Annotated in this window: 13 protein-coding genes; 3 read left to right on the forward strand and 10 right to left on the reverse strand. The window is 48.8% G+C overall.

The annotated features are described in order from the left end of the window. Positions 1-40: 40 nt before the first annotated feature. Complete coding sequence (locus tag KDM90_RS10955) at positions 41-337, forward strand: hypothetical protein (protein ID WP_212675644.1); 297 nt, start codon at positions 41-43, stop codon at positions 335-337. 45 nt (positions 338-382) lie between these two features. On the opposite strand, the gene KDM90_RS10960 is transcribed toward KDM90_RS10955, so the two are convergent. From KDM90_RS10960 to KDM90_RS10995, 8 genes are all read right to left on the reverse strand, one after another. Beyond that, a complete protein-coding gene (locus KDM90_RS10960; RefSeq protein ID WP_212675645.1) occupies positions 383-694 on the reverse strand; it encodes a hypothetical protein in 312 nt (103 codons plus the stop codon). An 86-nt stretch (positions 695-780) separates the two neighbouring features. After that, positions 781-1,203 (reverse strand): hypothetical protein, encoded by a 423-nt coding sequence (locus tag KDM90_RS10965; RefSeq protein ID WP_212675646.1) that lies wholly within the window; start codon positions 1,201-1,203, stop codon positions 781-783. Positions 1,204-1,268: 65 nt separating this feature from the next. After that, complete coding sequence (locus tag KDM90_RS10970; RefSeq protein WP_212675647.1) at positions 1,269-1,667, reverse strand: VOC family protein; 399 nt, start codon at positions 1,665-1,667, stop codon at positions 1,269-1,271. A 54-nt stretch (positions 1,668-1,721) separates the two neighbouring features. Then, entirely contained in the window at positions 1,722-2,255 is a 534-nt protein-coding gene (locus KDM90_RS10975; protein WP_212675648.1) for a GNAT family N-acetyltransferase, read from the reverse strand. Positions 2,256-2,407: 152 nt separating this feature from the next. Continuing rightward, positions 2,408-2,788 (reverse strand): hypothetical protein, encoded by a 381-nt coding sequence (locus KDM90_RS10980; protein ID WP_212675649.1) that lies wholly within the window; start codon positions 2,786-2,788, stop codon positions 2,408-2,410. A gap of 70 nt (positions 2,789-2,858) precedes the next feature. Continuing rightward, the gene (locus KDM90_RS10985; protein WP_212675650.1) at positions 2,859-3,299 is read right to left on the reverse strand and encodes a VOC family protein; all 441 of its coding nucleotides are present in this window, start codon (positions 3,297-3,299) and stop codon (positions 2,859-2,861) included. Positions 3,300-3,436: 137 nt separating this feature from the next. Next, on the reverse strand, positions 3,437-4,690 hold the full coding sequence (locus KDM90_RS10990) for a DUF1501 domain-containing protein (RefSeq protein ID WP_212675651.1): 1,254 nt from the start codon (positions 4,688-4,690) through the stop codon (positions 3,437-3,439). 84 nt (positions 4,691-4,774) lie between these two features. Next, the gene (locus KDM90_RS10995; RefSeq protein WP_230409741.1) at positions 4,775-6,493 is read right to left on the reverse strand and encodes a DUF1800 domain-containing protein; all 1,719 of its coding nucleotides are present in this window, start codon (positions 6,491-6,493) and stop codon (positions 4,775-4,777) included. A 195-nt stretch (positions 6,494-6,688) separates the two neighbouring features. On the opposite strand from KDM90_RS10995, the gene KDM90_RS11000 reads away from it, so the two are divergent. After that, positions 6,689-7,330 (forward strand): ECF-type sigma factor, encoded by a 642-nt coding sequence (locus tag KDM90_RS11000; protein ID WP_212675652.1) that lies wholly within the window; start codon positions 6,689-6,691, stop codon positions 7,328-7,330. Between the two features lie 57 nt (positions 7,331-7,387). Here KDM90_RS11000 and KDM90_RS11005 read toward each other — a convergent pair whose 3' ends face one another. Both KDM90_RS11005 and KDM90_RS11010 read right to left on the reverse strand, forming a co-directional pair. Further along, positions 7,388-10,147, reverse strand: a complete 2,760-nt coding sequence (locus tag KDM90_RS11005; RefSeq protein WP_212675653.1) for a serine/threonine-protein kinase — start codon at positions 10,145-10,147, stop codon at positions 7,388-7,390. A 160-nt stretch (positions 10,148-10,307) separates the two neighbouring features. Further along, positions 10,308-11,168, reverse strand: coding sequence for a GIN domain-containing protein (locus KDM90_RS11010; RefSeq protein WP_212675654.1), 861 nt, complete (start codon positions 11,166-11,168; stop codon positions 10,308-10,310). Positions 11,169-11,602: 434 nt separating this feature from the next. Here KDM90_RS11010 and KDM90_RS11015 point away from each other — a divergent pair, with 434 nt between their 5' ends. Continuing rightward, entirely contained in the window at positions 11,603-12,862 is a 1,260-nt protein-coding gene (locus KDM90_RS11015) for a dicarboxylate/amino acid:cation symporter (RefSeq protein WP_212675655.1), read from the forward strand. Positions 12,863-13,053 lie beyond the last annotated feature (191 nt).

A 13,053-nucleotide genomic window follows, 5' to 3' on the forward strand; every position in this document is an offset into this window, starting at 1 on the left:
AAGATATTTTTTTAACGCAATTCTCACTATTCCATTCAGTATGTTTTCAGCCGAACTCGACATTATTTTGCTCAATCTCGTCCTTGCTTTAGTCGCTTATCTGTCGGTGTATCCGGCGCTTGCCGGCAATGATCTGAACAAGATCGCACTCTATGACCTCGGCACCTCGGGTATTGCACTTGGTATCGTCGGCTATCACTACTGGGGGAGTGAAGTGCAATTCAATATACTGCTGGCAGACGTCAATTGGTTTTGGTTCACGCTGATCAGTTATGCTGCGATCGAATTTCCCATGATGCTCTGGTATTTCAAAAAGCATGGCGTGAAAATGAAGTAATTGTGAGAACCGACAGACTTGCCCGATGAGCGGACATCGATGCCCTTATTGCGACTCGGGCGGCTGCCGCTTTCGTGCAATGAAATTGCCAATGGCAACACCAATGCCGAGTATGAGTAAGCTAGGCAGAGCTAACATCAAAAGTCCGCCCCACATATAAATTTGTGCTTCTTTGCCGGCATTCACACTGAGCAAAAAACCGCTGAGTAAAATCACCAAACAAAGTAATGCATACCAAATGAGGCGACTTTTCTGTTGTTTCGTCTCAGAACGACGACCACGATACAAACCGAGGCCGTGGCCAAATCCAAATCCGAACAAACATGTCATGTAAATGCCGATAAGAAGTGTTGTCATGGTAGCGCTAGCACCGAAACCGTCGTTGCCACCCTTTCCTAAGCTCAGCAGTAATTATTTCTTATCCCATGCGATAGATGCATCCGCTATCTCGCAAATCTCTCGCATCCATCAATCTCAAATTGCAAGGCAACCGCCATCCCGGTTGCCGTGTATTTACTCACCAGCAGCGGCTTTTGTGCATGGTATGTTCCTTGTTTTGCCTTTTCAGTCAAGCACAGGGCGAGATCTTCGACACCATCTTGATTGAGGTCTCCACGATGTAACAGCTGAATTTGATAAATGAAACCTTCGTCTTCCAAGACCAGAGTATTGGGCGTTGGTGTGCTCTTGGTAAAGCCGAAACTATGCAAAGTTCGATGCGACTGATCGCGCCTTGGGCCCAATGAAGAACGGATTGTCGCCAAATCAAAGTCCGTGACGATTTGTTCTAACACGTCTTTTTTCACGAAGTGCGATGTTAGCGAAGTCTGCGCGAACGCCTGCAGACTCGCAGCAAAAAAGAACATGCATCCTACTACCCAGATTTTTCTACAGCTTTGCATACCATCGCCCCATTGTCGTAAAAAAAGCACTACTTTATTTCACTAGTATGGCACACAACACATAACTTATTCCCATCGGGATCTCGAAAATAAGCACCGTAATAATCTGCATGATAGGCCGGCCGCAAACCCGGCGGCCCTTCACATTGGCCGCCATGCAACAGCGCGACTTGATAGGCCTGCTCTACCATTGCATGCGTCGCGGCCATCAGAGCAATGGTTTGTCCGTTTCCTGGATGCGCGATTTGTTGGTCAAACGGGCGCGCTATCACAAACAAAGGTCTTGGGTCGGGATGGCTCTGCCAGCCAGCCCAAGGACGGCTAGGGTCACAGAACCGAGACGTTATTCCAAGCACTGCCATCAATGGACGGTAAAACGCTAAAGCCCGCTCAAAATCCGTAATACCGACCACAATATGAGAAAACATGCTTTACTCCGAGTTCAGATCAGACCTTGTGCCCTTGAAATTACGCATGCCAATTCAAATCGATTTCAATAAAACATAATCTCGTTCGACGATGTCACCGAATTGATAATCCATCCAACCCACATGCTGAAATCCGACTTTTTGGTAATACGCTAAGGCTCTCGCATTATGTTCCCACATGCCTAACCAAATTTGATTCGCACCAAACTCGCGTGCGGCCGCTTCGACTTCCAACAACAAAGCTTGTGCAATGCCCTTACCGTGCCATGCTTTACTCACGTAATAGCGATACAACGCAACGGCTCGCTCGGCTGCTATCGAATCCGGTGGCGGATTCTTCACCACCTGCGCAAATCCGACTAATGCTTCGCCAATGAACGCCAAGATGACCGCGTACTTAGGATCACAGATTTCCGCGCTTTGCTGCGCAATCCCAAAGTTCTTCGCGCAATGCGTACGGATTTGTTCTGGATCATTTTGTTCAGAATAGGTGTCGACAAAGGTCTGTTCAGCCAAGGCGGCTAAGGCGGCAGCATCAACAAGACAGGCTCGACGAAATGAGAGAGGACGAGAGGATTCAAGAGACATAGTTAAAAAATAGTAGAAAGTGAAGGCGAATTGAAGATCGGAGATCCTTGCTAGAAGCCTTCAACAAAACGTCGTTGAGCAAATCATCTTACTGGATTCTGTCTGATTCTTCTACGTGAATGAGGATTCCTTACACCTAAAGCGCTTGGGATTTATTTCTTGACTGGAATCACGTGAGCAGCCGCGGGTGCGCGAGCGATGGTGCAAGCTTTGGTCTGATGACCGGACTTCACTATGTGTTCAAGCTGGACAGGTCCGAAAATTTTGCTCGTACCGGCCAATCCCCCGACTTGCACGATATAAATCAGCTGTTGATCGGCACTCACATACAAACTGTGACGATAGCCATCACGGATACGTCCCAATTCATTGAGTTGATAAAGATGCCCAGGCGCGGACAAAACAGGAACAGGGTTCGCAAGCGGCAAATCGACTTGCAATCCGATGGCACTGACACAAGGCTTCAAGGCCTGAACCAAAGGATGCTGATCATTTATTTCTGGCACCAAAGGTAACTGTGCATGTGAATTCATGGTTAGCATTCCTAGACTGGTCAACAGCGATACCCAGCGCCAATTACAAGCATGCCGTATCGACACTGGCTTACACCTTTTTCTCTTCGCAATTAAACATCCAACGCACCCCAAACTGGTCGGCCAGGGTGCCAAAATAGGCGCCCCAAAACATATCAGTTAATGGCATTTCAACGTCGGCATGATGAGACAATGCTTGAAACAAACGCTCGGTTTCAGCCCGCGTGTCCGGTTCCAAATTAATACTCATGTTGTTGCCGTATTTCATACGAAAGCCCATCGACTCTGAGGCATCCGTCGCCATAATCACGTGCCCACCTAAAATCGGTAGTTCTATATGCAAAATGAGATTGCGATCTTGCTCCGACAACAGTGCTTGTCCCGGCTGCGGCGGGATATCTGTAAATCGCATTATCGGACCTAGAAAATCCCCTCCAAAAACCTCTCTATAAAACAGAAAGGCTTGCTCTGTGGTTCCCGGAAAATTAAGGTAGGTGCTTACTTTTGCCATTGTGTGTCTCCGTACAGGGTGAAGCTTTTTCTGCATTCCACCCATCCGTGGGAACCGACAATATGCGTCAGCAGAGCTTGATTGGAATGCGTAAAAAGCGACCTTAACAGCAAGTCAAACGCATCGCAAGAGATTCTCTATAGCAAGCCTAAATCGAGCGGTGCCACGCCTTTAAACACACTGTCCGATTGGGCCGTATTGAGTCCATAGGCTCGCGCAAAGAGACCGCCTAGTACAGCGCGATATTCATTCAATACGGGATAATCACGTTGCTGAAACAAACTATTCGGTGTCAAAGCGACTTGCTCTCCGACGACGCGCCCACCTTTCACCGAACCCCCAAGCACCCAGTAGACACTTCCGTGTCCATGATCTGTCCCTCGCTTGCCATTTTCACGGAATGTGCGGCCAAATTCACTGATCACGACCACGGTCGTATTTTTCCATTGGCTCCCCATTTCCGCTCGAAAACCGGCGAGACCACGCCCTAACTCTTCCAATTTGCTTGCGAGGGTTCCGGTCGCACCGCCCTGATTCACGTGGGTATCCCAGCCGCCCACATCCACAAAACCCAATTGGTACTTGTCGCGCATCATCTTTCCGATGCGACGAGCCTCCAGCTCGAATCCTTTGCTTGAAATCGCATCACGATTACCATCATCGTTCATTTGATTTTTTTGCATATTTTGCTTATTCATCAGCATCGCTTGCTCTTCCAACTTCCTATTCTGCTCGACTTCGCTGCGTACCTCAAAACCATCTGCCACTTGCTTCTCTAAGCTAGTCTTGCCATACATCTGCGCAATAATGCTACTTTGACGTTCATCTAAGCGATTTTTCCCCAGCTTTTGTAAGCCTGCATTGGCAACCTTTGCATCACCTCGCAAAATGATCGGTAATTGGTCGGTGAATGACATCGCCGCGCCCGCATTGAGCTGTGCCGCCAAACGATTGAGGAAACCCGATTGATAATTTCGGCTGCCGCCAAGTTCCTGGCCCATCTCAATACTATCTTGCGTTTCAAAATGACTACGACTGAGATCATGGGTTCCCGCAAAGGGTAAAAACGCCACCTCTCCAGCTTGATAAAGCGGATAAATCGATGTCCTTAATGCTGGGTGCAAACCCCAATCGGCGTTGAGTGCTAATGCTGTCGAAGGATCCGATCCGGGCTGCGCGATGGCGATATTCGGTCGCGCTTCGTAGTAAAAATTGCTGCTAATCGGAACTAAAAGACTACTCGCATCGTAAGCGCCACGGAGAAATACCACTAAAGTCCGATGCGGTGACGACGAGCCCGCTGCTGCGGCAAAGAGTTGCGAACTCAAGGGCAAACTAGCCGCCGCGAGTGAATACGTACCGAGATGCTTTAAGAATGAACGACGTTGCATGATCTTTTTCCTCTTGAACTTAACTTTGATTTCATTTCTCTACGTTTGCTTTCGCTGGTTTTTTCCGTTTTTTAGGGAAACCATCTAGCGACGCATCATCTCGGGTGAGGAGAAGAAGAAAGCTTGCCACTCCTGCGGATTTGCCGCTTGATTCAATGCTTCACGTGCCGCGGGCGACCACGACTCCACCATTTTTTTTGCAAACGCGTCGCGACTTAAATTGAAGTGCGCCAATTCGCGATGATCAGCACTGGTTTCTTCTTCATCGGTTTTGAATAATGCTGGGGCTCCACGCGCGATTAACTTTGCAACCTCAAAGCGCTGCGTCATTTGTGCGGGACTCGCCCAGGCTATTTCCTTCATTGAATAACCATCTGGCGTTTGATGACCATTCGCTTGCTGTCCCAGCGTATTCATCCAACTTAAAACGGGACCGGGATTGACAATCAATTGGTCTTCATAAGCGAGTCGTACAGAGGACAAGACGTAATGCATTGGGTCTTTCCATTTTTTCCCCAAGGAGGCGATAAATTCAGGTGTTTCAAACATGGTTTTCAACACATGCCGGATATCGCCTTGGGTTTGCAGAAAAGCACGTGCCATTTGCTGCACGAGCGTTTCCGATGGTTCGTCTGCCACAAAATATTGTGCGAGTTTCTGACTAATAAACCGCGCGGTCGCTGGATGACGGCACAACAAATCCAATACTTGTTCGATTTCTTGTAAGCCACTTCCCGGGATGTTAACCCCCAGCAGGTTTTTATCTCCAAAGTCATGTCGTCTAGGATTGAATTCCGTCATGCCAAAACGCACTGACTCTTCTCTCGCTTGACGAAGTCGCGCCGCTGGTCGCTGGACTATTTTATCCGCCCGAATGTTGACACCTAAACCCGTCAAAACCCTTGCTAATTCTTGTACATCGATTTGTGTGTAACCGCTGCCTACACCCATCGTATGCAGCTCCAGTAACTCGCGTGCATAGTTTTCATTGATCTTACCAACCGCATTGTGTTCGTTATCTAGGTAACGTAGCATGGCCGGATGCAAAATCGTTGCACGTAGCAAATCACGAAAATGCCCCAAAGCATTGGGTCGTATCGCAGTTTCTTCAAAATCGCCAAGCATCGCACGCAAGTTTTCTTTACGGCTAGAAATGTTGAAGTGATTCATCCAGAACCAATCCATCTGTTCGAGCAATTGATTCGATGAATAGACCGCCCGTAAAACAGACCTCGACGCCGCTTCGCGTGCGAGGCGACTTAATTCTTGTTGATACGCTTTACGTAATGTATCGTCGGTTCCCTTCATCTTGGCTGCCGCCTCACGTTGTTGATCCAATTCCTGCATCATCGTCAAAAACGGCTTCTGCGAAATGGTCATACGCTCAATCTGGGCTTGGATGGTCGAAGGCACATCGCTTTGCTTTGCATTCAGTTGTTGCATCAAGAAGCGATCAGGTCCCAACATCGCTAACTGCGCGGCGCTTGAACGATTGCTCCCCCATGTAAGCCGATTCAAGAAAGCCAGAGGTTCAACTTGCGCATGTTGAAAATAGTCGCTCTGTGGGAAAGAAAGGACGGCTGGACTTGGTATCGTAGTATGGCTCGCCACGCTAGGGCGATTGCTTTGTGACCGATCTCGATCCGAATGCGGAGTACTAGAACAAGCGCTTAACATCAACATACAGCTCAAACTGTATCCACTCAGACGGCGTAAAGTCGCGATGCGAATTCGATTGCGTGCGCTAAACGACAAACTAGCTCGCTGCCGAACAGCTATTTGTGACACTGAAAGATCAGGCATAGCGATTTCCTCACAAAATCAAGTAGATCAAAGAAGTCTGTGAGCTTAAGTCCTACTTTCGCCGATTGCACGCCATTTTTGGTAACTTCCACCACAGTCTCGTAAGCACTTGTAACAAGAGCGATAGAATTCGTTTTGCGTATCCATTACAATCATTGTCGCTGACCTCTACTATGACAACACCCTGACAACGCCATGACTCTGCCGACATCACACGATTTTCGTCAAGCGAACGCTCAGACCGATTCCTTGCAGGAAACGGAAAATATTAGCGAGGCTGCGCATCCATCTGCTGCAGAGATGACGCAATGGCTGGCACAAGCGGGCATTCCAGAGGAATTCGCCACCGCGATGCTATTTAGCAATTTATATCAAGAGCTGCGTCGCCTCGCACGAGGCCGCCTGCGCCACGAATCTGCTGACCATACTTTGTCGGCAACAGCGCTCACGCATGAAGCATACTTTCGTTTAGCCGCGCAACAGCAAACCCACTGGAAGAATCGCAGCCATTTCATGGCGATGGCTGCAACTATGATGCGTCGAATCTTGATCGATGCAGCATTGGCGCGTCAAACTGATAAGCGTGCTGCAGAGATGGTGACCTTATCGGCAGCAGACTATTTGGCCGACGAGAATACGCCCGCTCTTGACGTGTTGGATTTACATCGTGCGCTGCAAGATTTCGAACAACAAGACCCTCGTGCCGCGCGCATCGTGGAGTTGCGCTATTTCGGTGGACTCGACTTAGAAGAAATCGCCGAAACGATGGATCTCTCCATCGCCACCGTGAAGCGCGATTGGACCTTGGCAAAGACTTGGTTGAAATCGCGTCTTTAAACTGCGCGAACACAAGGTATTCATACTGAACCATCCTTGATATCGTTTCAATCAAGTCTAAGGCTGCTTACCTCCTACAAGCTCTTGCAGAGATTTTAACTGCGCCTCGTGATCACCTGCTAAAGCAAGAATCGCATGGGCTTTTTCATACGATGTAATTGCTTGCTGACGCCACTGTGTTTGTTTAACTGGCTCCCATTGCATCATCAACACTTGTGCCTCGCCCAAATTCAGCAAAGCATCACGCGCTTTTGGCTGTTCCGACAGAGGACTCAAGGCACGTATCGATTGCTGCACAATCCCGATGGCCTGTGCTTTCTCACCCACACCATAAAGTGCTCGCGCTTTATATAAATTCTGCCACGCTATCATACGGTCTAGATTGGGATTGGCTTGGGCTTTTGCACGTGCCGCCAAACCTTGCAAGGCGAGCTCCACCACAGGTAAAGCGGCAGCGTACTCTTGATTCCATACTAAGGCGCGGCCATGATGTAAGGCAACTCTCGGTTGATCCGTTTCCCATTTATTCCCAGCGCCATTCTCGCGCGCAAGTTTCGCCACGGCTTCCCACGCGATCGTGGTCGCTTGCAACGCAGCAGACGTATCTGGTTGACGCAACAAAATCACACCTAAATTCGCTGCTTCGGTAATGAGCCCATCCATCACTGCCGTGTTATTCGGCGCAAGTTTCGCTGCTATTTGTCGTTCCTGTACCGCCTTCTCGGCGTCACCGCGGGCGTCCTTGATACCGTTGAGACGGGCTTTTGTTAACGCACGTGCACCAAATAGGGCTGCACGGATTTGATGCCATTGCAAGGCATCGGCACCATCACCATCGGTTTTGCCTTCACCGAGGCTGTCTAGCAGAACTTCACTCTGGCGAAACCAATCTAAAGCTTGTTCAGGTTTGTTGAGGCTAGGAACTGACTGCGTATCATGAAACTGCCCCATCCGAAATAAGGTAGCAGCACGATTCATTTTGAGTGCACGTTGTTGTGCCGATGGCGCAGCTAGAATCGCTTCGTCGAGCAAACTCAAAGCCTGCTGCATGCGTTTGACCGATTCTTCTGGCTGATTAGCAGCGCGTAAACCGAGCGCTTGCACTTGCAAGGCTTGCATATACCAACCGACAAAGCCGGCGTCGTGCTTTTGTTGTGACCAAACTTGTTGTGCTAACTTCACCGCACGCTCCGCAAATGCGCGTCCTTCGTCGCCCTTATTTAAGGAGGCGCCCGTATCATTCCCATCGATCTCGGCGAGACGCGCGTAGACACCGGCTAATTCGGTAAGCCAAGCGGGATCATTATTTGCCTCCGCAGCGAGCTCCTCCAGATGTTGAATCAAATCCTTAAGTAAATCTTCCTTAATTTGCAAACCACCAGGAAGATTGGTGATGGCGTCGCCATACCGCAAAACCAAATCCCGTGTGATCGTTCGTATCCTTTGCAGATGGGTCTGCGCTGTATCGCGTGCCAATGCGGCTTGATGACCTTGCCATAAGGCACTGCCAACGCCACCTATCAAGGCCATCGCAGCAACACTGCTCAACCCGACAACAAGACGATTCCGCACCACAAATTTTTTCAACAAATACATCCAACTTGGCGCATGCGCAGACACAGGATGGCCAGACAAGTGCGCCCGAATATCGGCGATCAACGCATCCACACTGCTGTAGCGTCGTGCGGGTTCTTTTTCCAAAGCTTTTAATAAAATATTATCAAGATCCCCTTTGAGTTTCTTGCGTGTCCTTATCCAATCAGGATCGCTCACCTGTTCAGCAGAGAGACTGCTCGGCTTGGTCGGTGTCTCCTCTAAAACGCTGCGCGCCGCTTCAATCGGCGTACTTGCTTGACGTCCATACGGGCGTGCACCGGTCAACAAGACATACAGCAAAACACCGAGACTATAGATGTCGGTCGCTGTGCTTACTGGCTCGCCACGGACCTGTTCAGGGCTGGCGAAATACGGTGTATAGGGTCGCTGGCCGACTTGTGTTTGCTCCGCAGACTGCGGCGCTGATTCTGGGCTACCGTTCAAAGGATCGAGAGCCTTGGCGATACCAAAATCCAGCAACTTAACTTGTCCCTGTTGATTCACTAAGACATTGCTGGGCTTTAAATCTCGATGCACCAATAATTGACCATGTGCGTAAGCCACCGCATCACAAAGTTGTAAGAACAAGTCTAAGCGCGCCTGCAATGGCAAGCCCTGGCATGCTTGATCAATCGCTTTGCCTTCGATCAATTCCATTACAAAATAGGGATGGGCAGCGTGGCTTTGTCCCGCATCCAAGAGACGGGCAATATGGGGATGATTCAGGCGCGCCAAGGCTTGCTGCTCGGATGCGAAACGTTTCAAAATGTCGTCGCCTCCGCGTCCAACTTTCAATAGCTTGACGGCCGCCAATCCTTGAAACCGGCCATCCGCGCGACGCGCTTGATACACATCCCCCATCCCACCGGTACCGATTTTCTGCTGCAGCTCCCAAGCACCAAGGCGTTCGCCAGTTTGCACATTGGCGGCGTCGTTTGCCTGATCATGTGGAGAATATGGTGAAGCGTATTGCGAGGACAATTGCGTCAACAAAGCCGCCGACCAATCGGGCGCTTGGGTCAATAAATGTTTGACCTGACTTCCCTGATCGCCAGCCAAGCTGGACAATAGTTTGCGCACCTCTTCGATCACGGTCGCATCACTCTCCAAGCTAATCAAGCGGCTTTGTGCCTGATCTTCAGGTAATTCAGAAAGGGTTTCAAATAATTGTTTGACCCGTGCCCAGCGCGCAGGATCGAGCGGTTGCCATGCGGTTGTCATCAGAAAATCTCACAGAAGAAGAATGTGAGTCATCTTACTCGAACTTTTTGGTGTATTTTTATTATGTTGTCATCAAAAAACAAAAATGGCGAAAGAAAACTCTTTCGCCATCGATCGGGGCAGCGTCATGACATCAAAATAGCGCTGACGCATCCCTCCATCAATAAATAAAATTCACGCGGCGACCATTGACATTCCGTTGTACGGGATTGCCATAAATATTCACACTACCAGAACCATTAGTCTGTGCAACAACACTTTGTGAAACACTCGCACTGACTGAACCAGAGCCGTGGCTACTCAAATCTGCGTTTAAACTTTTTACAGCGGACAATTGCGCGGATCCCGAACCGTGCGTACTGACGATCAACTGACGCACATTGCCACTGGCATTTGCTGAGCCCGACCCATTCACTGAAACGCGCAATTCATTGCCATTGACTGGCCCCAAATTCAATGAGCCCGAACCTTGCAAATTCACATTTACATCTGCACTATTCAATCCTAGGGCATTGATACTGCCGGAACCCGAGTTCAACAGGTTTAAACTGGCAACTCGCCCGTCTAAAGTAATACTGCGAGAGCCGTTATTCCGAACCTGAATATTGCCACCGTTTAAACCAACCACAGACAAGCGCCCAGAACCATTCGTATTGAGATCATTCAAGGTCGGTACGGTATAGACCACGCGAATTGGATTATTACTACTAATTTTCTCATCGATCCAAATTCTTTGTGTAGCACCATCGACTTGCGTTTGAACCAAATTAAGTAAATTGCTATCCGCCGAAATTTCTAAACTCGGAGCCGAACCAATTCGCACTTCAACTTGCAGGGGGCCGCTGACGCTGAGTCCTGCAACACCATTCACTTGGCGTTTATCGGTCATAACCTCACCGTTCCCTTTAATGGCATTGTTACTCCATGCCGTTTCGAAACGCGCATCATTGCCATCCGGTGCAATGATAATTGCGCAACCAGAAAACGCCAAAATAGAACAAAGTGCAAAAATAGTACGCATGCTAAATTCCTTCAAAAAAATGATGGGTAACTAGAACACCTCTCCGCTTGTCAGAGCCAAGCGGTCGACGGTGCATCGATTCAAAAAAAATGAAAACCTTCACCCGCCGCCTAAGCTGATTCAATACGGCGATGCGGGATGCATGTCGACACTATAAATTTGTCAAAACGCTTTCTAAAGAGGAAAGCGATGAAGCGACGGGTTTGCGGCTTGAACTGCGAAATGAGCGGCGTAAGCAGACACCGCATTGCGGTTATCCACAATAGACGCTGGTCCAAGGCAACTTGATAATGCGAACCTCGGAATGCGCAGAAGAAGCGGTGCAGCTGTCACGATGTAATCCAGAAGCACTATGCGCATTCCAATTTTGCCAGACCGCCTGCTATCACGATAACAGTTGCGCATACGGCACTTATCAAGATCAGGAGACAAATATGAAACGGATGACCGGACACCTCTATTTCTGGGTTTTAGTAGCGATTTTTTGTGGGGGCCTCTATGGCTTTCTCGACGCGACAAATGCAGTGAAACTTAAACCTCTAGGAGATGGCTTTATCGCTTTGGTCAAGATGCTGATCAGTCCAGTCATTTTCTGTACGGTCGTACTCGGTATCGCAGGCGCGGGCGATATGAAAAAAGTCGGTCGGGTCGGAGGCAAAGCCTTAATTTACTTTGAGGTTGTCTCCACGCTCGCTTTGGCAATTGGTCTGATTGTGGTGAACCTCTTGCGTCCTGGTGCCGGCTTTAATGTCGATCCTGCAACACTCGATGGTAAAGCAGTCGCCACTTACGCCAAAGCGGCACATGATCAAAGCACGGTCGATTTCTTATTGCATATTATTCCTAAGACTTTTACCGATGCATTCACGGGTTCGGGTGACTTATTGCAAGTATTATTGGTCGCGATCTTGTTCGGTTACGCCATGATGCGTATGGGCAAAACAGGACAAGCGGTACATCTGTTCATCGAAGAAGCCTCGCATATTTTCTTTGGCATGATGAACGTCATTATGAAACTGGCACCGATCGGTGCAGGCGCAGCAATGGCATTTACGATTGGTAAGTATGGCATCGCTTCTCTTAAACCTTTAGCGGCATTGATGGGAAGTTTTTATCTCACCTGCGTCTTATTTGTCGTGATTGTGTTGGGGTTGATTGCAAAATTTGTCGGCTTTAACATTTTCCGCTTCATTGCCTATATCAAAGAAGAATTGCTCACCGTCCTAGGCACCTCGTCTTCAGAGTCCGCTTTGGTTCCCCTCATGAACAAGCTGGAAAAATTGGGCTGTTCGAAATCCGTGGTGGGTTTGGTCATTCCCTCTGGCTACTCATTCAACCTTGACGGTACAAATATTTACATGACAATGGCAGCGATTTTTGTTGCACAGGCGCTCAATATCGAACTGACACTCACACAAGAATTAACCATGTTAGCAGTCGCGATGCTAACTTCAAAAGGTGCCTCGGGTGTGACTGGCGCTGGTTTCATTACCTTGGCTGCAACCTTGGCCGTGATTCCAACGATTCCCGTAGCAGGGCTTGCTCTCATTTTAGGTATCGATCGCTTCATGTCAGAAGCACGTGCATTAACCAACTTCATTGGCAACGGAGTTGCAACCGTGGTGGTGTCACATTGGGAAGGCGAACTCAAGCACGATGTGATGCATCAAACATTAGGTAGCCAAGCTAAATAATTTCACACATCCCTCGCCCCCCTAACTAAATTAGGCGTCAGACCGTTCGGTATGACGCCTTTTTTCTTAGAGACAGAATTCGCATACTTCCGAAGGAGAACAAACTCATTCCATACTTGAATCCATCGACAAATACTGTCATGATTTGGCAGTAGATCTCCACCTATCTTATTCGAGCAGAAATCGCTGCA

The sequence above is a fragment of the Affinundibacterium fentianense genome (assembly GCF_018139545.1).
In the GTDB taxonomy this organism is placed as follows: domain Bacteria; phylum Pseudomonadota; class Gammaproteobacteria; order Burkholderiales; family Burkholderiaceae_D; genus Undibacterium; species Undibacterium fentianense.